Below are 22954 nucleotides of genomic sequence, written 5' to 3' on the forward strand. Positions count from 1 at the left end.
GTATCACCTACAAACTTGCTCAAAGGAAACCACATTTTGCCAGGGAGACATTGTACAGGTCTGGGCGAAAAAGTTAAAAGTTTGTAGCAATTAATTTAATCGGTTTTACCTGGAAAAGGGCGCAACCCGCGTTGCGCCGTAAAAAATCAGGCGTTGAGAATATCGTCCAGATGCAGTTCTTCGCGGATCTGCTTAACCCACTTCTCTACACGCTCTGCGGTCAGTTCTGGCTGACGGTCTTCGTCAATGGCAAGTCCGACAAAATGATCGTCATCGGCCAGGCCTTTAGAGGCTTCGAAGTGGTAACCGGCAGTCGGCCAGTGGCCCACAATAACCGCGCCATTAGGCTCAATGATGTCGCGAATCGTCCCCAGCGCATCACAGAAGTACTCGGCGTAATCTTCCTGATCGCCACAACCGAACAGGGCAACCAGCTTGCCGTTGAAGTCCACCTCTTCCAGCGTCGGGAAGAAATCGTCCCAGTCGCATTGGGCTTCACCATAGTACCAGGTTGGAATACCCAGCAGCAGAATGTCATAGCCCTCGAGATCTTCTTTGCTGCTCTTGGCGATGTCATGCACATCAGCAACGTCTTTACCGAGCTGTTTCTGAATGTTTTTTGCGATATTTTCGGTATTGCCGGTATCACTGCCGAAGAAAATGCCGATGATTGCCATGAGTAAAATAACCTCTTGAAACTTAATGGTATGGTGGCGCAATTCGGCCACGGATAAGGGCAATAATAGCAGAACTGGCAACCCTGCGGAAACCGCTATCGCGCAGGACTGCACTCTGTGCTACATGAAAAGGGCGATAAAGGGGTTTTTCAGACTTATGCCTGGCTGCGCAGCGTCTCAAGTTGGGCGATGAGCATCTCTTCAATAAGCTCGCTGCGGCTGATGTTACGCGCCTCTGCCAGCTCGTTAAGCGCATCGACCGCGTCGGCGTTGAGCTTCAGTTCGACACGCTTAAGCCCACGATTTTTATCGCGTTTAAGCTGATTGCGTTTATTGATACGCAGCTGTTCATCGCGCGAAAGCGGATTCGTTTTCGGTCGTCCCGGTCGACGCTCATTCGCGAACAGATCTAGTGTCGTACGGTCCGTTTGTTCTTTGGCCATGATTATGAGACTTCGGGGGAAACACGCCGCCCTGCTAAAGCCCGGGCGATAAGCGCGCCATCATACATCACCAAAAACGGCACGCCAACGACTGGAAGCCCGTCATCTTCCAGTCGCTCTCTTTTTAATCAATTTGCAGTATCAGCGAGATAGCGGCGAATGGCGCGCAGTACAGCATCCGGTTTTTCCGCATGCACCCAGTGTCCGGCACCGGCAATGACGTGGGCGCGCGCCTGCGGGAATTGTGCCAGCAGCGTGTCGCGGTACGCGTCGGTAATATAAGGAGAGTTACCGCCGCGAATAAAGAGGGCAGGGTGCGGCCAGGAGGGAACGGTTTCCCAGCCCACGATGTTGTTGTACTGGTCCCACAGCACCGGCACGTTAAAACGCCACTGCCCGTCAACAAACGACTTCAAAAGGAACTGCACCACGCCTTCTTCATCAAGATGCTCACGCATAACCGCTGCCGCCTGCTGACGAGTGGAAACGCCAGCTTCGGTTACAGCATTGATCGCCGCGAAAATCTCATCGTGACGGCGAACGTCGTAATCCACAGGCGCAACGTCAATCACCACAAGCCCGGAAATTCGCTCTGGCGCCAGCGCGGTGAGCGCCATAACCGCTTTACCGCCCATTGAATGCCCGATGAGGGTCACCTTCTGCAGGTTGTGCGCGTCCAGCGTATCCAGCAGATCCTGCGCCATTGCCGCATAGGTCATCTCGTCTGAGCGGCCGGAAAGCCCGTGGTTGCGCATATCGACCTGTAAAATATCGTGATCGGTAACCAAATCGCGGGCCAGCACGCCCAGGTTATCCAGGCTGCCAAAAAGTCCATGAACCAGCACGATGGGGGAATTATTGTTCGGCGATTGTGCAGTTTGCGCTCGGGTATTCAATTTCATGGCAAAGTTCTTTTTTTACGTATGTCAGGTTAGGGTATCATGTTGACCATTCTGCCGCCCGGCTGCAAGGTTCCAGTTTAATCTGACTTTTGCCGCCAACCTGGTTTGACGCTATCCGCTGTTGGGATTTGACCTTATAATCCCAATGACTTGTATTCAGATAAGATATCGCACTGGATTAAGATGAAAACAATCGAAGTTGATGACGAACTCTATCAGTATATTGCCAGCCAGACGCGGCATATCGGGGAGAGCGCGTCCGACATTTTACGGCGCATGCTTAAAATTTCCGCCGCTTCACAGCCTGCCACCCCAGTTACCAAAGATGTCGTGTCTCAGCCGAGCGTTGCTGTACAAGCAAAACCTGCCGTGACGCCGGTAAAAGATAAAGTGCGCGCGATGCGCGAACTGCTGCTCTCCGACGAATATGCGGAGCAGAAAAAGGCGGTTAACCGTTTTATGCTGGTGCTGTCTACACTTTACTCCCTGGATAACAAAGCGTTTGCTGAAGCGACCGAGTCGCTGCACGGCCGTACCCGCGTCTATTTCGCGGGCGACGAGCAGACGCTGCTGCAAAATGGCAATCAAACCAAACCTAAACATGTCCCTGGCACTCCGTACTGGGTGATCACCAATACCAATACGGGCCGCAAGTGCAGCATGATTGAACACATCATGCAGTCCATGCAGTTCCCGGCGGAATTGATTGAAAAGGTTTGCGGTACAATTTAACCCTTGCATCATAAGGACCCGGTAATGGCAAATCACAGCCGTGCAGGCCAACCTGCACAACAAAGCGATTTGATTAACGTCGCTCAGCTGACCGCGCAGTATTACGTGCTGAAACCGGTCGTGGGCAACGCAGAACACGCAGTGAAGTTTGGTACATCTGGTCACCGCGGTAGCGCGGCGCGCCACAGCTTTAACGAACCGCACATTCTGGCCATTGCTCAGGCCATTGCGGAAGAGCGCGCTAAAAACGGCGTTACCGGTCCGTGCTACGTGGGCAAAGATACCCATGCGCTGTCTGAACCGGCGTTTATTTCCGTGCTGGAAGTGCTTGCGGCGAACGGTGTGGACGTGATTGTTCAGGAGAATAATGGGTTTACTCCAACACCGGCGGTATCAAACGCGATCCTTGTGCACAACAAAAAAGGTGGCGCGCAGGCTGACGGTATCGTCATCACGCCATCCCACAACCCGCCGGAAGACGGTGGTATCAAATACAACCCGCCTAACGGCGGCCCGGCTGACACTAACGTCACCAAAGTGGTGGAAGATCGTGCAAACGCGCTGCTGGCCGACGGTCTGAAAGGCGTTAAACGTATTTCTCTTGATGAGGCGATGGCCTCCGGCCACGTGAAAGAGCAGGATCTGGTTCAGCCGTTTGTGGAAGGGCTGGCGGATATCGTCGATATGGCGGCGATTCAGAAAGCCGGCCTGAAGCTGGGCGTGGATCCGCTGGGCGGCTCCGGTATTGAGTACTGGAAGCGCATCGCCGAGCACTACAAGCTGGATCTGACCATCGTGAACGATCACGTCGATCAGACCTTCCGCTTTATGCACCTGGACAAAGACGGCGCGATCCGTATGGACTGCTCCTCCGAATGCGCGATGGCGGGCCTGCTGGCGCTGCGCGATAAATTCGACCTGGCGTTTGCTAACGACCCGGACTATGACCGTCACGGCATCGTCACCCCTGCCGGGCTGATGAACCCGAACCACTATCTGGCTGTTGCGATCAACTACCTGTTCCAGCACCGTCCGCAGTGGGGCAAAGAGGTGGCTGTCGGTAAAACGCTGGTCTCTTCTGCGATGATCGACCGCGTGGTGGACGCGCTGGGCCGCAAGCTGGTGGAAGTGCCGGTAGGCTTCAAGTGGTTCGTTGACGGTCTGCACGACGGCAGCTTTGGCTTCGGCGGCGAAGAGAGCGCAGGCGCGTCCTTCCTGCGTTTCGATGGCACCCCGTGGTCAACCGATAAAGACGGCATCATCATGTGCCTGCTGGCGGCGGAAATCACCGCGGTTACCGGTAAAAACCCGCAGGAACATTACAACGAGCTGGCTGCACGCTTTGGTGCACCAAGCTATAACCGTATTCAGGCTGGCGCGACCTCTGCGCAAAAAGCGGCTTTGTCCAAACTCTCTCCGGAGATGGTGAGCGCAAGCACTCTGGCAGGCGATCCGATCACCGCGCGTCTGACGGCGGCACCGGGTAACGGTGCGTCTATCGGCGGCCTGAAAGTGATGACCGAAAATGGCTGGTTCGCCGCGCGTCCGTCCGGTACGGAAGATGCGTACAAGATCTATTGCGAAAGCTTCCTCGGCGCTGAGCATCGCCAGCAGATTGAGAAAGAAGCGGTAGAGATTGTCAGCGAAGTGCTGAAAAACGCATAAGTCGTGTTCTGGTGCGGGCTGATGCCCTCACCCCGGCCCTCTCCCACGGGGAGAGGGAGAAAACACTAAAAACGGCAACCTCAGGGTTGCCGTTTTGCTTTTACCTAACTGTGTTTGTTCTTCAATTCAAATCTCGGCGACACCAGACCGTACAGCGTCCAGCCCATAAAGGTCACTATCGCCCCGTACAGCATCGCCTCCTGGCCAGACGAGTAGAGCGCATAGAAGCTGTATATCGCCCCAACCAGCGCCACGATATTCGCTACTCGCGCTTTGTGCGGATCCACCTTCGCCACCTTCTGAATGATCGCCAGCGCCGCCATCGACAGAATATACGGGATGATGTTCGTCACCACCGCCAGGTTGACCAGCACGTTGAACTGGCTGTTCAGCGACGGGCTGATGGTCATTAGCGATAATCCGCTCTGGAAGATGACAATTGCCAGCATCCCCTGCACCGGCGCATCGGCTTTGGTCACGCGGGAGAAGATTTTCGGGAAATAGCCTTCATCTGCCGAAGATTTAAAAACCTGTGCAATGGTGAACTGCCAGCCAAGCAGCGATCCGCAGCAGGACATCACCATCAACCCCATGATAACTTTCCCGACTTCCGGGGTGAACATCTGCGCAAAGGCCAGTCCGAACGGTGCCGTGGAGTTAGCCAGATCCATGTTTGGCACGATCCCCGCTATCACGTTGGTTGAAACGATATAGATCACCGCCGCGCCCAGCGTCCCGCCGAGAACCGCAATCGGCACGTTCTTCTCCGGATTTTCCACCACTTCCGCATTTGCGCAGGCGGATTCCAGGCCCAGGAAAGCCCAGAGCGTCATGGCGATAGACGAGCCCACGGCGGTGAAGAACGGCACATGGTGCGGGTTCCAGGAGTTGGCGTACAGCGTCGGGCTAAACCAGAACCAGCCGATGATGCACAGACCGACCACCGGGATGATCACGCCCCAGACGGTAATGCTGCTGAGCTGTCCGGTGATGCGCGCGCCGCCAAAGTTGGCGACGGTACAGATCCACAGCACGCCGATCGTCGCCAGCCCAATTTGCACCGGGCTGAGCGTCGCGCCAAACAGCTCCGTACCGTAGCCCACGGCGGAGATGGCAATCGCCACGTTGGCGATCAGCAGCGACACCCCATAGGTATAGTTCGCCATAAAGTTGCCGGACTTGCCGAAGGCGTACTCGGCATAGCCGCCCATGCCGCCTGACTTGCGGCTGAACATCCCGCACTTGGCAAACGCCCACGCCAGCGCCATCGATCCGACAGCCGTCACCAGCCAGGAGATGATAGAGATGGTTCCCACCTCGGCAAGCTTGGTGGGCAGCATGATAATCCCGGAGCCCATCATGTTAACCATGGTGAGGATAGTCAGCTGCACCACGCCCATCTTATTGGACTTGCTCATAATTTTTCTCCTTTCAGCAGCGATGGCTGAGCAGCGGATTGTTTGATGACGTAGCAGCGAACCTGTTTGCGACCTTCACACTCCTCGACGTACACGCCCTGCAGCTCCGGTGCGAAGCCCGGCAGCAGGTTGATGCCTTCTTCCAGCGCGGCAAAGTAGCGCAGCACGGAACCGCCCCAGACTTCCCCTGGAACCACGCACAGTACCCCCGGTGGGTAAGGGAGAGCGCCTTCGGCGGCGATGCGGCCTTCCGCGTCGCGCAGGGAGACCAGCTCCACTTCTCCGCGCAGGTAGGCGTAGTTCGCGTCCTGCGGGTTCATCATCACCCGCGGGAAGTGAGACTTGCGGAACATCTCTTTTTGCAGCTGCTTCACGTTATGGCGGGCGTACAGATCGTGCATTTCCTGGCAGATCTGGCGCAGGGTGTAACCCGCGTAACGTTCCGGATGCTGTTTGTAGAGGGAGGGCAGGACGTCTTTCAGCGGCACATCGCTCTCAAGCAGTTTTTCGAAGCGCACCAGCTGGGCGACCAGCTGCTGCAGCTTGCCCATGTCCTCCGCAGGGGTGAGCAGGAACAGGATCGAGTTGAGATCGCATTTTTCCGGCACGATGCCGTTTTCACGCAGGAAGTTGGCGAGAATGGTGGCGGGCACGCCGAAGTCGTCATACTCCCCGGTGCGGGCGTTAATGCCCGGCGTGGTCAGCAGCAGCTTGCACGGGTCGATAAAATACTGGTGCTCAGCATAACCTTCAAAGGCGTGCCAGCGTTCACCCGGTACGAAATGGAAGAAGCGCAGATCGGTTGCAATCTCTGCCGTGTCCCAGCTTTCCCACGCGCGGCCATCCACCGTCTCGGGCACAAATGGACGAATAAATCGGCAGTTCTCCAGGATCAGCTTGCGCGCCTCAATGCCCGTCACCACGCAGTCCATCCACATGTTGCGGCCGCTTTGCCCCTCATGCATGCGGGCGTTAATGTCCAGCGCTGCAAACAGCGGATAAAACGGGCTGGTGGAGGCGTGCATCATAAAGGCATTGTTGAGCCGCTTATGTGGGACATAGCGCTGCTGGCCTTTGATGTGGCTGTCCTTCTTGTGAATTTGCGAGGTCTGCGAGAAGCCAGCCTGCTGTTTATGCACGGACTGGGTGACCAGAATCCCCGGATCGTTTTCGTTCAGCTCCAGCAGCAGCGGCGAGCAGTCGGCCATCATCGGAATAAACTGCTCGTAACCCACCCAGGCCGAGTCAAACAGGATGTAATCACACAGGTGCCCAATCTTATCCACCACCTGACGGGCGTTGTAGATGGTGCCATCGTAAGTGCCCAGCTGGATCACCGCCAGGCGGAACGGACGCGCATCGCGTGCACGGCCAGGCGCCACCTCTGCCACCCGTTCACGCAGGTAGTTATCCTCAAAGCAGTGCGCGTCAATGCCGCCGATAAAGCCGTACGGGTTGCGTGCGGTTTCCAGATAGACCGGCGTTGCGCCAGCCTGGAGGAGGGCACCGTGATGGTTAGATTTGTGGTTGTTACGGTCGAACAGCACCAGGTCGCCCGGAGTGAGCAGGGCGTTCAACACCACTTTGTTGGACGACGAGGTGCCATTCAGCACGAAGTAGGTCTTATCGGCGTTAAAGACTTTTGCCGCATGCTGCTGGGCAATGCACGGTGCGCCTTCGTGGATCAGCAGATCCCCCATCGCCACGTCGGCGTTGCACAGATCGGAGCGGAACAACGTCTCGCCAAAGAAATCGACAAACTGATTGCCGGCAGGATGACGGCGGAAAAACTGCCCGCCCTGATGCCCCGGGCAGTCAAACGCGCTGTTGCCCTGCTTCACGTAGTCGACAAGGGCGCGGAAAAACGGCGGACGCAGCTGGGTTTCATACTTCTGCGCGGCCGCTTCCAGCTGGCGTCCATAAAAGTCTTTGCTGGTGTCTGAATGCTCAAATACGCCGTGAATGCGCGATAAATAATCTGCCGGGATGATCTCTTCTTTGTGCGTCGCCACAAATACGGGAATGCCAAAACCGGTAGCTTCTATTTCTTCCAGGATACCGCTGGCAATATCCGTGACCGCCAGAACAATGGCGGCAACATCAATATAATCAGAAGCGCGGACATCCACCACTTCACGCTGGGTAGTAAAGCAGTCCGGACATGCACGGCTGGCTGCGATTTTTAAATTTTTCATCTTTCTCTCTTTATTTTAGGTAATAAGCGTCCCTCGATTTCTTGCAAGAAAGAAATCGATAATTTTCCGCAAAAAAAGCAATGGGTAGCCGCTGATTAAAATCAGTGAATTGCTTTTTTGATGATTGAAATTCAGTTCGCCCGGTGCGGATGAGTCTGAATCAAGATGAATGAGCGCACGAGTTCACAGGCAATTGCCTGTAAGTTAAGGTGTTTCAGAATAACCTGTAAGCGAGTGCGCCAGAAGTCGAAGGACTACCGGGCATTAAAGAGATGAAAGTCAAAGCAGTTTCGGTGGGCAAACATCATAATATGCGTTGTCCGCCTTATATGGGGCATTAAGCGATTGTTGTTTTCCATGTTTCATTTTCCTTTCAGTAATTGAAAGCATGGTCATTTTATCCAGGCAAAGGCGATTAACCGTGAAGCAGATCACCATTAACCGATCATTTCAGAAATAATTAGTCGCTTTTGATGAATAATGCAGATCAAAATTCTGAATTGTTAGTGTCACGTTAATAGATTGTGTTGTGAATGTTTGATACGAGCGTAAATAATAAAAAAATAACGGTTGGGATATTTGTGAAATATTTACTGAGAGATTTCGTTTTTATTTAAAAATAAATTGAATAGTTATTCAAAGCATAAACCGATAACCGATACCGGTTTCAGTTAATAAATGACGGGGGCGCGCGGGGTCAACTTCAAGTTTCTGGCGAAGATGTCCCATATATATGCGTAAATAGTGACTATGCTCCACCGCGTTGGGTCCCCACACCTGACTTAACAGCTGGCGCTGGGTGAGTACTTTACCGTGATTATTAAGCAGCACGGCGAGCAGGCGAAACTCGATTGGCGTGAGATGGATTTCTTCTTCACCGCGCACAATACGTCGCGCGGCCAGATCAACCCGGATATCTCCAAACGAATAGGTTGGATCGGTTGGCGTGGTGGCGCTGTGGCGACGCAGGGCCACGCGCAGGCGAGCCTGTAGCTCGCCGATACCAAAAGGTTTTATCAGATAGTCGTCCGCCCCGGCATCCAGCGCGGCGATTTTATCCGTCTCTTCAGTACGGGCGGAGAGCACCAGAATAGGCATCTGGCTCCACTGACGTACCTCGCGGATAAAATCGATGCCGTCACCGTCCGGCAGGCCAAGATCGAGGATCACCAGGTCCGGCTTGCGGGTCGCGGCTTCAATTAGCCCCCGCTGAAGCGTACCCGCATCATGAACGCGCAGACCATCGCCTTCCAGCGCTGCGCGCAGAAACCGGCTAATGGCGATCTCATCTTCAACAATCAGAACGTTGATCACAAATCCTCTGGTAATTCATTCAGTTCCGGCGGGGTTTCCAGAGGAAGTGTAACACAAAAACGCGCGCCGCCTTCCGGACGATTCTCCGCGAAAATGGTTCCGCCATGAACATCAATTATTGCCTGACAAATCGCCAGCCCCAGCCCCACGCCCGGGATGGCAGACTCCTTATTGCCGCGTGCGAATTTTTCGAAAATAGCTATCTCCTGTCCGGCAGGAATGCCCGGCCCGGTATCCCAGACGTCAAGACGAAGCGTGCCATCGACCACCGTCGCATCCACCCCAATCCGGGCGCTGGCACCCGCATATTTGCCGGCGTTTTCCAGCAGGTTAATCAACACTCGTTCAAACAGCGGACCGTCAACGTGAATTAACGTCAGGGGCTCGGGCATGTTCAGCGCAATATGCCGCCCACCGAGGCCGGGTTCGAGCATTTTCAGCGCGCTGCCCACCACCTCTTCAAGCGTGAGCCACTCTTTTTTGAGGTTAAAACCGCCTGACTGGATCCGCGCCATATCGAGCAGGTTATTCACCAGACGCGTGGTATTGAGCACGTGCTGACGGATTTCGCTGGCCTGCATGGCGTGTTTTGAACCTTCCGCTGCCAGGTCCAGCGTCAGGATTTCCGACTGGCCAAACAGGACGGTAAGAGGTGTGCGCAGGTCGTGAGACAGCGCCGCCAGCAGCGAGTTACGAATGCTTTCGCGCTCGCTTGCCAGCCGGGCCTGCTCTTCGCTGGCGGTGAGGGCCAGCCGTTCCAGCGCGCTGGCAACCAGCAGCGTAAAGGTCTCCAGCAGTCGCTGCTGTTCGGGGATCATCAGCTGGCGCAGATTGGAGGGCTCCACGATAACCAGCCCCAGGTTTTTATCGGCGCTGCGCAGGGGCAGAATTTGATAGGGCACGCCGGGCAGGGTGTCGGTCCCTGCACCCGCCGGTAGCCCTTTATCAAAGCTCCAGCGGGTGATGGCTTCGTCCCAGGGCGTCATGCCCGAGGCCGACGTCAGCGGGCGCAGCTTGCCGTGATCGTCCGGGAGTAAAATCAGGTTGCTGGCATGAAAGGTCGAGCGAATAAACTGCTCGCTGGTCTGCACAATATCCAGCGGCGTGCGGCCCACCGCCAGCGATTTCGACATCTCATAAAGATGCCGCGTGCGCTGTTCGCGATAGCGGGCGATACGCGCCTGGTAGCGCACGCCTGCCGTTAAGTTACCTATCACCAGCCCGACGGTGAGCATCACGGCGAAGGTGAGGATGTACTGTACGTCCGAGACGGCGAGCGTCCCGCGGGGGGCAATGAAGAACAGATCGAAGCTGATGACGTTAATAACCGTCGCCAGTACCGACGGCCAGCGTCCGTAAAAGAGCGCCACCACTACCACGCCCAGCAGGTAGATCATCACCAGGTTGGCCGCGTCGAAGGTAATCAGCCATTTGCTGGCGATTATAGTGATCAGGGCGCAGAGCACGACGGCGACAAGGCAGCCGCGGAGCTGAATGCGCCATTTATCGCTGAAGGCCCGGCTGTCCGGCGCGCGGCTGGGGAGGGGAGCAGGTTTATCATCCAGCGCCACGATCACCAGGTCCAGATCCGGCGCGCGGCGGGCCAGCTTGTCGGCAAAGGATTCGCGGCTAAACCAGCGGCGATGCTGGCGGCGGCCAATGACAATTTTCCCCAGGTTATGCTCCCGCGCGTAGCGTAGAATGGCCTTATCTTCCTGCGGATCGGAAAGGGTAGCGGTTTCGGCACCCAGCTCCTGCGCAAGGCGCAGCGAGCTCAGGATCGCGCGGCGCTGGTTTTCGGGCAGAGCGTGCAGCTGCGGCGTTTCGACATACACCGCATGCCAGACGCTGCCAAATTTGGCCGCCAGGCGCGCGGCGGTGCGGACCAGCTTTTCATTGCCGCTGCCGTGGCCCACGCACAGCAGAATAGCATCCCGCGTGTGCCAGACGCGCTCCTGTCCCTGCAGGTCGCGCCAGGCGCGCATCTGATCGTCAACGCGATCGGCAGTACGCCGCAGGGCCAGCTCGCGCAGGGCAATCAGGTTACCTTTGCGGAAGAAATGTTCGATGGCGCGCTCGGCCTGGCCGGCAATATAAACCTTTCCTTCGTGCAGGCGCTGGCGCAAATCGTCAGGAGGCAGGTCAACCAGCACCACCTCATCGGCAGAATCAAAGAACGGGTCGGGCACCGTCTCGCGCACCTGAATGCCGGTCACGCCGCTGACCACGTCGTTCAGGCTTTCAAGATGCTGAACGTTAACCGTTGTGAACACATCAATGCCGGCCTCGAGCAGCTCTTCAACATCCTGCCAGCGTTTGGGATGGCGTGAGCCTGGCGCATTGCTGTGCGCCAGTTCGTCCATCAGGATAAGGGCGGGACGGCGGGCGAGGGCGGCATCAATATCAAACTCCGTAACTAAACGACCACGGTGGCTGATGCGGCGGGGCGGCTGGGTAGCCAGCCCCTTCAGCAGCGACGCCGTCTCTTTGCGTCCGTGGGTTTCAACCACGCCGATCAGAATATCGAGCCCCTGCGCCCGAAGCCGCTGGGCTTCCGTTAGCATGGCGAAGGTTTTCCCGACGCCCGCGCAGGCACCAAAGAAAATTTTCAGTTTGCCGCGATGGGCTTCAGCCGTCTGTTCAAGCAGCCTGTCCGGATCCGGGCGCATGGGCTCGTCGGTCATTTAGTTTTTCCTTAGCGCGTCCAGCGCCAGATTCAGCTCAACAATATTTACCACGGGCATGCCGATGAAGCTGACCAGCGGCTTTTGCGTGTGCTCTGCCACCAGCTTGCTCACCTGTTCCACGGTCAACTGACGGGCGGCGGCGACGCGCGGGATCTGCCAGTCCACCGCTGCCGGCGTCAGGCTGTAGTCCAGCCCGCTGGCCGAGGCGGTCACCAGCTCTACGGGCACCTCGCGGCTGGCCTGAGGATTGGCGGCACGCAGGGTTGCCACGCGTTCAGCGACGGCTTTGTCCAGCTCCGGGTTGCTGCCCGCCAGGTTACTGCCGCCGGATGCCATCGGATTATACGGGCTTTCGGCAGTGGCGGAAGGGCGTCCCTGGAAGTAGCGAGCATCCGTAAAGTTCTGACCAATCAGCCGTGAACCGCGGTTTTCGCCGTTTTGTATAATCAGCGAGCCGTTGGCCTGATCCTTAAACCACCACTGGCTCAGCGCGGTGGTTACCAGCGGGTACAGCCCGCCGGTAATGAGAGACAGCAGAATAAACAAAAGTATAGCGGGGCGTAACATCGTCATTTGATTCACCTTTTAAACCAGCCCGAACAGGGTCAACAGCAGGTCGATAGCCTTGATACCGATGAAAGGCACCACCAGCCCGCCCAGGCCGTAAATCCACAGGTTGCGGCGCAGCATGGCGGCGGCGGTCAGCGGCTTATAGCTCACGCCCTTCAGCGCCAGCGGAATAAGAAAGACAATGATCAGGGCGTTGAAAATCACCGCGCTCAGAATGGCCGATGCCGGAGAGTGCAGGTGCATCACGTTCAGCGCATTGAGCTGCGGATAGGTGGCCGCAAAGGCCGCCGGGATAATGGCGAAATACTTCGCCACGTCGTTAGCGATACTGAAGGTGGTCAGCGAACCGCGCGTCATCAGCATCTGTTTGCCGATGTGCACTACCTCAATTAGCTTGGTCGGGTTAGAGTCGAGGTCGACCATGTTGCCCGCCTCTTTTGCCGCCTGGGTACCGGAGTTCATCGCCACCGCCACGTCGGCCTGCGCCAGGGCAGGGGCATCGTTGGTACCGTCGCCCGTCATCGCCACCAGACGACCTTCCGCCTGATACTGACGAATCAACGCCAGTTTCGCTTCCGGCGTGGCTTCGGAAAGGAAATCATCCACGCCCGCTTCGGCGGCAATCGCCGCGGCGGTAAGACGGTTATCCCCGGTGATCATCACCGTTTTAATGCCCATTTTACGCAGCTGGGCAAAGCGCTCTTTAATGCCGCCTTTGACGATATCTTTCAGGGCAATTACGCCCAGCACGTTCGCGCCTTCTGCCACCACCAGCGGCGTGGCCCCCTGACGGGCTACGCTTTCGACCAGGTTGTCCACTTCAGGCGGGAAGTGGCCATTGTTGGCCTCAATGTGGCGACGGATGGCGTCAACAGAGCCTTTACGGATCATGCGATCCTGAATGTTAATCCCGCTCATTCGGGTTTGCGCCGTAAACGGCACGAAGGTGGCATGCAGGCTCTGAACGTCGCGCTGGCGCAGGTTAAAGCGCTGCTTGGCGAGAACAACAATGCTTCGGCCTTCCGGGGTTTCATCGGCAAGCGAGGAGAGTTGTGCCGCATCCGCCAGCGTTTTTTCATCCACGCCCGGGGCGGGTAAGAATTCGGACGCCTGGCGGTTACCGAGGGTAATGGTCCCGGTTTTATCCAGCAGCAAGACATCCACGTCACCGGCGGCTTCAACCGCACGTCCGCTGGTGGCGATGACGTTAGCACCGAGCATACGGCTCATGCCGGCCACGCCGATGGCCGACAGCAGGCCGCCGATGGTGGTAGGGATCAGGCAGACCAGCAGCGCCACCAGTACGGTGATGGTGACCGGAGTGCCGCCATAGGCGGAAAATGGCCACAGCGTCGCGGTTGCCAGCAGGAAGACGATGGTCAAGGCTATCAGCAGGATGGTCAGGGCAATTTCGTTCGGTGTTTTACGGCGTTGAGCGCCTTCCACCATGGCGATCATCCGGTCGAGGAAGGTTTCGCCCGGGTTGACGCTGCACTGGATCACCAGCCAGTCGGAAAGAATGCGCGTCCCACCCGTTACGGAGGCAAAATCACCGCCGGATTCACGGATCACAGGTGCGGATTCCCCGGTAATGGCGCTTTCATCTACCGATGCGCCACCTTCAATGACTTCTCCGTCGCACGGGATGATGTCGCCAGCTTCCACCAGCACCACATCACCTTTACGTAGTTCATCCGCCGGAACGTGGTCCATCTGCGCGCCGTATTTCGGTTCACGTAATTTCCGCGCAAACGCCGTTTTTTTCACCCCTTTCAGGCTATTGGCCTGCGCTTTACTCCGGCCTTCCGCCAGCGCTTCGGCAAAGTTGGCGAATAGCACGGTAAACCACAGCCACAGGCTGATGGCCCCGGTGAACATCGCGTTTCCCGGCATGGGACCCGTCCCCATGGCAATCGCCAGTGCGGTGGTCAGGACGCTGCCGGCCCAGACGATAAACATCACCGGGTTGTGCCATTGCACGCGCGGGCTCAGCTTTTTGACCGCATCCATAAGCGCCTGACGAACTAACGTCGGTTCGAGCAGGGCCAGTTGTTTACGACTCATGACAAATACTCCGCAAAATCAGCGTAAAGAGAGAGTTTCCGCGACCGGGCCTAACGCGAGGGCGGGGATAAAGGTCAGGGCGCCGACCAGCAACACGGTGCCCGTCAGCAGGCCGATAAACAGCGCGCCGTGGGTCGGTAACGTCCCGGTGGTGGTCGGTTGGATTTTTTTATTTACCAGCGATCCGGCAATCGCCATAACCGGCACAATGATCCCGAAGCGGCCCACGAACATGCAGAACGCCAGCAGACAGTTCCAGAACGGAGAGTTGGCGCTTAAGCCTGCAAAGGCGCTACCGTTGTTGTTGGCGGCCGAGGAGACGGCATACAGCACTTCGCTAAAGCCGTGAATGCCCGGATTAAAGATGCCGCTGCGTCCGGCCTCGGTCATCAGGGCCAGCGCGGTGCCGAGCAGCACAAGCGCCGGGGTGACCAGAATCGCCAGCGCGGTTAGTTTCATCTCGCGAACGTCGATTTTTTTACCGAGGTATTCCGGGGTGCGGCCAATCATCAGACCGGCAATAAATACCGCCAGCAGTACGAACAGGAGCATGCCGTAAAGACCGGAGCCCACGCCGCCAAACACCACTTCGCCAATCTGCATCAGCCACATCGGGATCATGCCACCCAGCGCCGTAAAGGAATCGTGCATGGCGTTGACCGCCCCGCACGAGGCCGCCGTGGTGACCACCGCATACAGGCTGCTGGCGAGAATGCCAAAGCGGCTCTCTTTACCTTCCATGTTGATATTGTTGTCAGCCCCCAGCTGCATGAAATGGGGGTTGCCGCTCCATTCAGCCCACATCACCAGCGCTACGCAGACCACGAAGATCAGCGACATGGTCCAGAGCAGTGTGCGGCCCTGACGGCGATCGTTGACCACATCACCAAAGGCGAAACAGAGCGCGGCGGGGATCAGGAAGATCGCCAGCATCTGTACAAAATTGGTCAGGGCGGTAGGGTTTTCAAACGGATGCGACGAGTTGGCGTTGAAGAATCCGCCGCCGTTGGTGCCGAGCATCTTGATAGCTTCCTGCGACGCCACTGGTCCCATCGGCAGGATCTGTTTTGCTCCTTCAAGCGAAGTATACGGGGCGTAAGGCAGCAGGTTTTGCAGGGTGCCCTGCTGAATAAAGAACAGCGCGATAAGCAGCGCAATCGGCAGCAGGATCCACAGCGTAATGCGCGTCAGATCCACCCAGGCGTTACCCAGGGTACCGATTTTCTGACGTGCAAACGCGCGCGTCAGCGCGAAAATTACCGCGATACCGCTGGCGGCAGAGAGGAAGTTCTGCACGGTTAATCCAGCCATCTGGCTGAAATAGCTGAGGGTGGTTTCACCGGCATAGGACTGCCAGTTGGTGTTGGTAACAAAACTGACTGCCGTATTCAGCGCCAGGTGCCAGGACAGGCCCGGTAACCGTTGCGGATTCAGCGGCAGGCTACCCTGCAGCATCAGCATGGCAAAAAGTGCAATGAGCCCAACGATGTTCAGCAGCAGAATGGCGATCAGATAGTCACGCCAGTTCATCTCCCGATCGTCTATACCCAGTACGCGCCAGATCCCTTTTTCAACGCCTCCCGTGCCGGGCAGGGGGACGTTGTTGATCAATCGCGCCAGTCCCGTTCCCAGCGGCCTTGCCAGAACGAACAATACCACTAAGAAGCTGGCAATAAGCAAAAACGCCTGAGCAGCCATCAGAATGCCTCCGCGTTAATCAGGGCATAGACCAGATAACCCAATAACAGGAACACCAGCACGATGCCGGCAATAAGACCTGCACTCACAATCCACCTCCGGGTGACTTTTGTTGTTGTGCTAACGGTAGGATTTATGGCGCAAAGATTTCGCAAAAATCAGAAGGGTGGGTGTAAAAAAAGTATAAAAATGGAAAGACCATAATTTAACTATTGATAAGTAAATCATTAACTTTTTTGTAACTTAATTACGGCGCGAATGTAAATATTCGCTAAATGAATAAAAATAAGTGGTCGGATGAGTAGTAAAATTACACGCAAAGCGATATTATTTTATCCAGGTCACAGATTTCACATTTTCCGGAGAAGGTTTCCGGCCAACTACAGGGGAGAAAAATATGGATCTTTATAAAGAGTATCCGGCTCATATCGTGTTCATGCGTCGCACTTTCGCCGTAGTGGCTGGCGTGCTGGCCCTGCCGGTGATGTTGTTCTGGAAAGATCGCGCGCGTTTTTATAGCTATCTGCACCGCGTCTGGGCGAAAACCAGCGAGAAGCCGGTGTGGATGGATCAGGCAGAGAAAGCGACCTGCGATTTCTATTGATACAACGCTGACGCGTAGCCATAAAAAAACCGCCAATAGCAATATGGCGGTTTTTTTGTCCCTCGGGATTCGCGGTCCGTTGGGTGGTCTTGCAGCCCCCTACCCGGGATTTTTATCATACCCTTCTGTAAGAAGATGGCAATCCCTCGAAGTCTTTATAAATTCCTAATTTTATTCGGGTATCTTACCTTTGCAGCGGATAGTAATTATGATGCTGCGTCCCTTTCCGCCATCTCGCAAATGGGCATCGGTCCTGGGAAAGGTGTATTTTCAGCCGTAAAGCAGCCCGCCTACCCGGGCTTGTGTCCACCGACTTATCACCGGTGGTGAACGGTGGAGCGGTTAGCAGCAGGGACCGCATAGTGAAACGCTATATATGCATCGCGTTCATTGTCGCCAGCGTACTCGTTGTAAAGAGTGATGAACCTAATGCGTTTGTCGCTTTAACCACGATAGCGCAGGACAAGTAGCGTTAAGGCCGCCCCGGGCGGCCTTTTTTATTTCATCCCGTCTACACTTCATGGCAAAGTAGTTCAATGCATGCTTTTTCCTTGTACGGCATGCCCTTATGGACATAATGGACAATAGCCTGGAGTTTTATGCCCACCCATCTGGTTTGGTTTCGCGCGGATTTGCGCGTACATGACAACATCGCTCTCGCGGCAGCCTGCCGCTCTGATGACGCCAGCGTACTGGCGCTATTTATCGCCACGCCTGAGCAGTGGCAGCAGCATGATATGGCTCCACGGCAGGCGGCTTACCTCAAATCACACCTAAACGAACTGCAGCACGCGCTTGCCGAGAAAGGCATTCCGCTGATCTACAAAGAGGTCAGCGATTTTACCGCGCAGCTTCATATGTTGCAGGAGATATGCCAGCATAACGGCGTCACGCATCTTTTTTATAACTACCAGTACGAACTGAACGAACAACAGCGGGACCGCCAGCTGGAGAAAATGCTGGGAGAAGTGGTATGTGAGGGATTTGATGACAGCGTGATGCTGGCTCCGGGCAGCGTTATGACCGGCGGTCACGAAATGTATAAAGTGTTTACGCCGTTTAAAAATGCTTTTGTTAAGCGCCTGAAAGAGGCGCTGCCGGAGTGCGTACCCGCGCCCGCCGCCAGAGGAGAGGCTATAACCGATCTCCCCGAATTAACGTTCAACTATCCCCAACGGGCATTTGATGAACTTCTGTTCCCTGCCAGTGAGAAGGCCGCTATTGCGAAGCTGCGCCAGTTTTGCAAGCAAGGCGCGGGAGAATATGAAGCGCGCAGGGATTTCCCGGCAATTGAAGGGACAAGCCGGTTATCGGCCTGCCTGGCGCTGGGCGTGCTCTCTCCTCGCCAGTGTTTGCATCGTCTTCTGGCCGAACAGCCGCAGGCGCTGGACGGTGGTGCGGGCTCGGTGTGGCTGAACGAACTTATCTGGCGTGAATTCTACCGCCATCTGATGACTTACCATCCCAATCTCTGTAAGCATCGTCCGTTCATTCCGTGGACCGACAGCGTAAAATGGCAGCACGATGAGACACTTTTACAGGCCTGGCAAAAAGGGGAGACGGGCTATCCGATTGTGGACGCCGCTATGCGCCAGCTAAATGAAACCGGGTGGATGCACAATCGTCTGCGAATGATTACCGCGAGCTTCCTGGTGAAAGATCTGCTTATCGACTGGCGAATCGGAGAGCGCTATTTTATTTCTCAGCTGATCGATGGCGATCTGGCTGCGAATAACGGTGGCTGGCAGTGGGCGGCCTCTACCGGCACCGATGCGGCTCCCTATTTCAGGATTTTTAATCCGACCACTCAGGGGCAAAAATTTGATGCCAACGGCGACTTTATTCGCCGCTGGTTGCCCGCGCTCAGGAACGTTCCTGAAAAAGCGATCCATGACCCGTGGGCATGGGCGGATAAACAGGGCGTAAAGCTCGATTATCCCCGCCCGATTGTCGACCATAAACAGGCGCGCGTCGCCACGCTGGCGGCGTACGAAGCCGCACGAAAAGTTTGAGAGAATGATGATGAAAAACAGTGAACTGGAACGCCTGATTAACGAAAAACTTAATACCGCCTCCTTTAGCGACTATGGCCCGAATGGCCTGCAGGTCGAAGGGCGCGAAACGGTGCGGAAAATCATCACCGGCGTGACGGCAAGCCAGGCGCTGCTGGATGAGGCGGTGCGTCAGGAAGCCGACGCGGTGATTGTCCATCACGGTTACTTCTGGAAAAACGAATCGCCGATTATCCGCGGCATGAAGCGCAACCGCCTCAAAACGCTGCTGTCGAATGATATCAACCTGTACGGTTACCATCTGCCGCTGGATGCGCATCCTGAACTGGGAAATAACGTCCAGCTGGCACAGCTGTTAGGGATTACCGTGATGGGTGAAATCGAGCCGCTGGTGCCGTGGGGCGAACTGTCGATGCCGGTACCGGGGCTGGAGCTGGCATCGTGGATCGAAGCGCGGCTGGGGCGTCGTCCGCTGTGGTGCGGAGATACCGGGCCGGATACCGTGAAGCGCGTGGCGTGGTGCACCGGCGGCGGCCAGGGCTTTATCGACAGCGCCGCGCGCTTTGGTGTTGATGCGTTTATTACCGGCGAAGTCTCCGAGCAGACGGTTCACTCTGCCCGCGAGCAGGGGCTGCATTTTTACGCGGCAGGCCACCACGCTACCGAGCGCGGCGGTATTCGCGCCCTCAGCGAGTGGCTGACGGAAAATACCGATCTGGATGTGACCTTTATTGATATCCCTAATCCGGCCTGATGAGAGGTAGTTAAGTGCAGCGAGCGCGTTGTTATCTTCTGGGTGAAACCGCGGTAGTTCTGGAGCTTGAGCCTCCGGTGACGCTTGCCACGCAAAAGCGTATCTGGCGCCTGGCTCAGCGACTGCCCGAGCTACCCGGCGTGGTTGAAGCTATTCCGGGTATGAATAATATCACCGTGGTGCTACGCGATCCGCACACCGGGGCGCTGGATGCCATTGAGCGTCTGCAGCGCTGGTGGGAAGAGAGCGAGGCGCTGGAGCCAGAATCGCGGGCGATTGAGATCCCGGTTGTCTATGGCGGCAAAGGTGGCCCTGACCTTGGCGTGGTGGCCGAACACTGTGGATTAACAGTAAAGCAGGTTGTGGAGTTGCACAGCTCGGTGGATTACGTCGTCTGGTTTCTGGGTTTTCAGCCGGGCTTTCCGTATCTGGGCGGATTATCTCCCCGGCTGCATACCCCGCGTCGGGCTGAGCCGCGCCTGAGCGTTCCCGCAGGAACGGTGGCAATTGGCGGTGAACAAACCGGAGTTTATCCGCTTACTTCACCGGGCGGCTGGCAGCTTATCGGGCACACCTCTATGCCACTATTTAAACCGGGGCAGGAGGCACCGATCCTCCTGCGTCCGGGTGATACTCTGCGCTTTATCCCGCAGAAGGAGGGGGTATGTTAACGCTTATTCGCGCGGGGCTTTATACCTCCGTTCAGGATGCCGGACGCTTTGGCATGCGCCAGTCCGGCGTGAGCTACTGCGGTGCGCTCGATCGTCCTTCGCTGGAGATTGCCAACCTGCTGGTAGGCAACGCGGGCAGCACGGCGGCGTTAGAAATTACGCTGGGTCAGTGCGTTATTGAATTTGGTGAGGAGACCTGGTTCGCCTTAACCGGCGCGGGCTGTGACGCGACGCTGGACGGCAAAGCGGTGTGGACCGGCTGGCGATTGCGGGCGAAAGCCGGGCAGCGTCTGACGCTTAAGCGTCCTCTGCACGGCGTGCGCAGCTATCTTGCCGTAGCGGGGGGCATCGACGTGCCGGAGGTGTTGGGGTCGTCCAGCACCGACCAGAAAGCGGGAATGGGCGGCCACGAAGGACGGCTTCTGCGCGACGGCGATCGTCTTGCGATTAAGCCATCAGCGCGCCATTTCACCACCACGCAGGGCGTGAAGCAGCTGCTGTGGGGGAACGTGATCCGCGCCTTGCCGGGACCGGAATATCAGGAGTTTGATGAAGCCTCAAAAGAGTCTTTCTGGCGTTCGCCGTGGAAAATCAGCCCGCAGAGTAACCGTATGGGTTACCGGCTTCAGGGGCAGCCGCTGACCCGCACGACTGACCGGGAGTTGCTTTCCCACGGGCTGCTGCCGGGGGTGATTCAGGTGCCGGGCAACGGGCAGCCCATCGTACTGATGAACGACGCGCAAACTACCGGCGGCTATCCGCGTATTGCCTGCATTATCGAAGCGGATCGCTACCATCTGGCGCAAATCCCTCTCGGTCAGCCGATTCATTTTGTGCAGTGTACGCTGGAGGAGGCGCTAAAGGCCCGGCAGGATCGGCAGCGCTATCTCGAACAGCTGGCGTGGAGGCTTGATGGTAAAGATTGATTTAAACGCCGATCTGGGGGAAGGCAGCAGCGCCGATGCGGAACTGATGACCCTGGTCTCCTCGGTCAATATCGCCTGCGGTTTTCACGCGGGCGATGCGCAAACCATGCTGGAGAGCGTGCGTAATGCCATTAAAAACGGCGTGGCGATTGGCGCTCACCCGAGCTTCCCGGACCGGGAGAACTTTGGCCGTACGGCGATGGATCTGCCCCCTGAGACGGTCTACGCTCAGGTGCTCTACCAAATCGGCGCGCTGGAGGCGATAGCGCGCGCTGAGCATGGCGTGCTGCGTCACGTCAAACCGCACGGCATGCTCTATAACCAGGCAGCGAAAGACCCGGCGCTGGCGGAGGCGATTGCCCGCGCGGTGCGGGACTGCAATCCGCAGCTGATTCTGGTTGGCCTGGCGGGTAGCGAGCTTATTCGTGCCGGAGAACGGCTGGGGCTGACGACGCGGCAGGAAGTCTTTGCCGATCGGGGATACATGCCGGACGGCAGCCTGGTGCCGCGCACGCAGGCCGGTGCGCTGATTACTGACGAAAATAAAGCGCTGGCGCAGACGCTGGAGATGGTGCGCTTCGGGCGGGTGACCGCCGTGGATGGAACATCCGCAAATGTTCAGGCCGATACGGTGTGTTTACACGGCGACGGGGAGCATGCGCTCCAGTTTGCGCGACGCCTGCGGGCGGCGTTCTCTGAAGAGGGCATTCTCGTCAGCGCAGATTGATTATAAAAGGACAATGACATGCCTGAAGGTCCGGAGATCCGCCGCGCGGCGGATAGCCTGGAGGAGGCGATAAAGGGCAAACCGCTGACCTATGTCTGGTTTGCCTTTCCTCAACTTAAGCCGTTTGAAACAGAGCTGGTGGGACAGACGGTGACCCATATTGAAACGCGCGGCAAAGCGTTGCTCACGCATTTTTCCCATAACCTGACGTTATATAGCCATAACCAGCTCTACGGTGTGTGGCGCGTCGTCGATGCGGACGAGCAGCCGCAAACGACGCGCGTGCTGCGCGTCCGGTTACAAACGGCGGATAAGGCAATCCTGCTCTACAGCGCCTCTGATATCGAAATGTTAACGCCGGAGCAGCTGCTGACGCATCCGTTCTTACAGCGCGTCGGGCCGGACGTGCTGGACATGCGCCTGACGGCGAGCGATGTGAAGGCCCGACTGTTATCGCCCACGTATCGCAACCGGCAGTTTTCCGGCCTGTTCCTTGACCAGTCCTTTCTGGCCGGGCTGGGCAACTACCTGCGGGTGGAAATTCTCTGGGAAGTCGGGCTGGCGCCGCAGCACAAAGCCTCTCAGCTGAGCGATGAACGGCTGGAGGTGCTGTCCCACGCGCTGCTGGACATCCCGCGGCTGTCGTACAATACGCGCGGCATCGTAGATGAAAACAAGCATCACGGGGCGTTATTCCGGTTCAAAGTGTTTCATCGGGCGGGGAAAAAGTGTGAACGGTGCGGCGGGATTATTGACAGGATGATGCTCTCTTCAAGACCCTTCTACTGGTGCCCGCACTGCCAGAAATAAAAGTAAAACGGTAACCCAAGGGTTACCGTTTTTTAGGTTTTCACCCTCTCCCTGTGGGAGAGGGCCGGGGTGAGGGCATCAGGCC

21 protein-coding genes are annotated in these 22954 nt (G+C 56.8%); 9 read left to right on the forward strand and 12 right to left on the reverse strand.

What is annotated here, in order from left to right:
• Window positions 1–146 precede the first annotated feature (146 nt).
• From fldA to ybfF, 3 genes are all read right to left on the reverse strand, one after another.
• Window positions 147–677: a flavodoxin FldA gene (gene fldA / locus IM271_RS14755; RefSeq protein WP_008501067.1), complete on the reverse strand. Its 531-nt coding sequence runs from the start codon at window positions 675–677 to the stop codon at window positions 147–149.
• Between the two features lie 155 nt (window positions 678–832).
• Window positions 833–1120 carry a LexA regulated protein gene (gene ybfE, locus IM271_RS14760; protein WP_014883017.1) on the reverse strand — a complete coding sequence of 96 codons (288 nt, stop codon included), beginning with the start codon at window positions 1118–1120 and terminating at the stop codon, window positions 833–835.
• Window positions 1121–1248: 128 nt separating this feature from the next.
• On the reverse strand, window positions 1249–2022 hold the full coding sequence (gene ybfF / locus IM271_RS14765) for an esterase (RefSeq protein ID WP_045261091.1): 774 nt from the start codon (window positions 2020–2022) through the stop codon (window positions 1249–1251).
• Window positions 2023–2205: 183 nt separating this feature from the next.
• Between ybfF and seqA the strand changes: the two genes are divergently transcribed.
• Both seqA and pgm read left to right on the forward strand, forming a co-directional pair.
• Window positions 2206–2754: a replication initiation negative regulator SeqA gene (gene seqA, locus IM271_RS14770; protein WP_041910775.1), complete on the forward strand. Its 549-nt coding sequence runs from the start codon at window positions 2206–2208 to the stop codon at window positions 2752–2754.
• Between the two features lie 24 nt (window positions 2755–2778).
• Window positions 2779–4419 carry a phosphoglucomutase (alpha-D-glucose-1,6-bisphosphate-dependent) gene (gene pgm, locus IM271_RS14775; protein WP_028012364.1) on the forward strand — a complete coding sequence of 547 codons (1641 nt, stop codon included), beginning with the start codon at window positions 2779–2781 and terminating at the stop codon, window positions 4417–4419.
• 104 nt (window positions 4420–4523) lie between these two features.
• Here the strand turns inward: pgm and potE are convergent, their stop codons facing one another.
• The 9 genes from potE to kdpF form a co-directional block, all read right to left on the reverse strand.
• Window positions 4524–5837 (reverse strand): putrescine-ornithine antiporter, encoded by a 1314-nt coding sequence (gene potE, locus IM271_RS14780; protein WP_045630860.1) that lies wholly within the window; start codon window positions 5835–5837, stop codon window positions 4524–4526.
• On the reverse strand, window positions 5834–8032 hold the full coding sequence (gene speF, locus IM271_RS14785) for an ornithine decarboxylase SpeF (RefSeq protein WP_193052791.1): 2199 nt from the start codon (window positions 8030–8032) through the stop codon (window positions 5834–5836). Before speF ends, potE begins: the two co-directional genes overlap by 4 nt.
• Window positions 8033–8286: 254 nt before the next feature.
• Window positions 8287–8391, reverse strand: coding sequence for a leader peptide SpeFL (speFL, locus tag IM271_RS14790; protein ID WP_003858645.1), 105 nt, complete (start codon window positions 8389–8391; stop codon window positions 8287–8289).
• 277 nt (window positions 8392–8668) lie between these two features.
• Window positions 8669–9346, reverse strand: coding sequence for a two-component system response regulator KdpE (kdpE, locus tag IM271_RS14795; RefSeq protein ID WP_192971404.1), 678 nt, complete (start codon window positions 9344–9346; stop codon window positions 8669–8671).
• Entirely contained in the window at window positions 9343–12030 is a 2688-nt protein-coding gene (gene kdpD, locus IM271_RS14800; protein ID WP_193052792.1) for a two-component system sensor histidine kinase KdpD, read from the reverse strand. The genes kdpE and kdpD overlap by 4 nt, the downstream gene beginning before the upstream one ends.
• The gene (kdpC, locus tag IM271_RS14805; protein ID WP_193052793.1) at window positions 12031–12606 is read right to left on the reverse strand and encodes a potassium-transporting ATPase subunit KdpC; all 576 of its coding nucleotides are present in this window, start codon (window positions 12604–12606) and stop codon (window positions 12031–12033) included.
• A 12-nt stretch (window positions 12607–12618) separates the two neighbouring features.
• A complete protein-coding gene (kdpB, locus tag IM271_RS14810; RefSeq protein WP_193052794.1) occupies window positions 12619–14667 on the reverse strand; it encodes a potassium-transporting ATPase subunit KdpB in 2049 nt (682 codons plus the stop codon).
• Window positions 14668–14685: 18 nt separating this feature from the next.
• Entirely contained in the window at window positions 14686–16365 is a 1680-nt protein-coding gene (kdpA, locus tag IM271_RS14815) for a potassium-transporting ATPase subunit KdpA (protein WP_193052795.1), read from the reverse strand.
• A complete protein-coding gene (gene kdpF / locus IM271_RS14820; protein ID WP_014069365.1) occupies window positions 16365–16454 on the reverse strand; it encodes a K(+)-transporting ATPase subunit F in 90 nt (29 codons plus the stop codon). Before kdpF ends, kdpA begins: the two co-directional genes overlap by 1 nt.
• A 308-nt stretch (window positions 16455–16762) precedes the next feature.
• Here kdpF and IM271_RS14825 point away from each other — a divergent pair, with 308 nt between their 5' ends.
• The 7 genes from IM271_RS14825 to nei all read left to right on the forward strand — a co-directional run bounded on the left by IM271_RS14825 (window position 16763) and on the right by nei (window position 22869).
• On the forward strand, window positions 16763–16969 hold the full coding sequence (locus IM271_RS14825; protein ID WP_014069366.1) for a YbfA family protein: 207 nt from the start codon (window positions 16763–16765) through the stop codon (window positions 16967–16969).
• A 599-nt stretch (window positions 16970–17568) separates the two neighbouring features.
• Window positions 17569–18981 carry a deoxyribodipyrimidine photo-lyase gene (phrB, locus tag IM271_RS14830; protein WP_193052796.1) on the forward strand — a complete coding sequence of 471 codons (1413 nt, stop codon included), beginning with the start codon at window positions 17569–17571 and terminating at the stop codon, window positions 18979–18981.
• Between the two features lie 10 nt (window positions 18982–18991).
• Window positions 18992–19735: a type 2 GTP cyclohydrolase I gene (locus tag IM271_RS14835; protein WP_193052805.1), complete on the forward strand. Its 744-nt coding sequence runs from the start codon at window positions 18992–18994 to the stop codon at window positions 19733–19735.
• A gap of 14 nt (window positions 19736–19749) precedes the next feature.
• Complete coding sequence (pxpB, locus tag IM271_RS14840) at window positions 19750–20406, forward strand: 5-oxoprolinase subunit PxpB (protein ID WP_100170594.1); 657 nt, start codon at window positions 19750–19752, stop codon at window positions 20404–20406.
• The gene (gene pxpC / locus IM271_RS14845) at window positions 20400–21332 is read left to right on the forward strand and encodes a 5-oxoprolinase subunit PxpC (RefSeq protein ID WP_028012375.1); all 933 of its coding nucleotides are present in this window, start codon (window positions 20400–20402) and stop codon (window positions 21330–21332) included. The genes pxpB and pxpC overlap by 7 nt, the downstream gene beginning before the upstream one ends.
• Window positions 21319–22059 (forward strand): 5-oxoprolinase subunit PxpA, encoded by a 741-nt coding sequence (gene pxpA / locus IM271_RS14850; RefSeq protein ID WP_193052797.1) that lies wholly within the window; start codon window positions 21319–21321, stop codon window positions 22057–22059. Before pxpC ends, pxpA begins: the two co-directional genes overlap by 14 nt.
• Window positions 22060–22077: 18 nt before the next feature.
• Window positions 22078–22869 carry an endonuclease VIII gene (gene nei, locus IM271_RS14855; RefSeq protein WP_193052798.1) on the forward strand — a complete coding sequence of 264 codons (792 nt, stop codon included), beginning with the start codon at window positions 22078–22080 and terminating at the stop codon, window positions 22867–22869.
• Window positions 22870–22954: the final 85 nt, after the last annotated feature.

Origin of the sequence: Enterobacter cloacae complex sp. I3 (assembly GCF_014896175.1) — a bacterium.
Taxonomy (GTDB): Bacteria; Pseudomonadota; Gammaproteobacteria; order Enterobacterales; family Enterobacteriaceae; genus Enterobacter; species Enterobacter bugandensis.

Coding starts and splice junctions, on each gene's coding strand:
- fldA (WP_008501067.1), bottom strand. CDS start 677: ATGGCAATCATCGGCATTTTCTTCGGCAGTGATACCGGCAATACCGAA.
- ybfE (WP_014883017.1), bottom strand. CDS start 1,120: ATGGCCAAAGAACAAACGGACCGTACGACACTAGATCTGTTCGCGAAT.
- ybfF (WP_045261091.1), bottom strand. CDS start 2,022: ATGAAATTGAATACCCGAGCGCAAACTGCACAATCGCCGAACAATAAT.
- seqA (WP_041910775.1), top strand. CDS start 2,206: ATGAAAACAATCGAAGTTGATGACGAACTCTATCAGTATATTGCCAGC.
- pgm (WP_028012364.1), top strand. CDS start 2,779: ATGGCAAATCACAGCCGTGCAGGCCAACCTGCACAACAAAGCGATTTG.
- potE (WP_045630860.1), bottom strand. CDS start 5,837: ATGAGCAAGTCCAATAAGATGGGCGTGGTGCAGCTGACTATCCTCACC.
- speF (WP_193052791.1), bottom strand. CDS start 8,032: ATGAAAAATTTAAAAATCGCAGCCAGCCGTGCATGTCCGGACTGCTTT.
- speFL (WP_003858645.1), bottom strand. CDS start 8,391: ATGGAAAACAACAATCGCTTAATGCCCCATATAAGGCGGACAACGCAT.
- kdpD (WP_193052792.1), bottom strand. CDS start 12,030: ATGACCGACGAGCCCATGCGCCCGGATCCGGACAGGCTGCTTGAACAG.
- kdpC (WP_193052793.1), bottom strand. CDS start 12,606: ATGACGATGTTACGCCCCGCTATACTTTTGTTTATTCTGCTGTCTCTC.
- kdpB (WP_193052794.1), bottom strand. CDS start 14,667: ATGAGTCGTAAACAACTGGCCCTGCTCGAACCGACGTTAGTTCGTCAG.
- kdpA (WP_193052795.1), bottom strand. CDS start 16,365: ATGGCTGCTCAGGCGTTTTTGCTTATTGCCAGCTTCTTAGTGGTATTG.
- IM271_RS14825 (WP_014069366.1), top strand. CDS start 16,763: ATGGATCTTTATAAAGAGTATCCGGCTCATATCGTGTTCATGCGTCGC.
- phrB (WP_193052796.1), top strand. CDS start 17,569: ATGCCCACCCATCTGGTTTGGTTTCGCGCGGATTTGCGCGTACATGAC.
- IM271_RS14835 (WP_193052805.1), top strand. CDS start 18,992: ATGAAAAACAGTGAACTGGAACGCCTGATTAACGAAAAACTTAATACC.
- pxpC (WP_028012375.1), top strand. CDS start 20,400: ATGTTAACGCTTATTCGCGCGGGGCTTTATACCTCCGTTCAGGATGCC.
- pxpA (WP_193052797.1), top strand. CDS start 21,319: ATGGTAAAGATTGATTTAAACGCCGATCTGGGGGAAGGCAGCAGCGCC.
- nei (WP_193052798.1), top strand. CDS start 22,078: ATGCCTGAAGGTCCGGAGATCCGCCGCGCGGCGGATAGCCTGGAGGAG.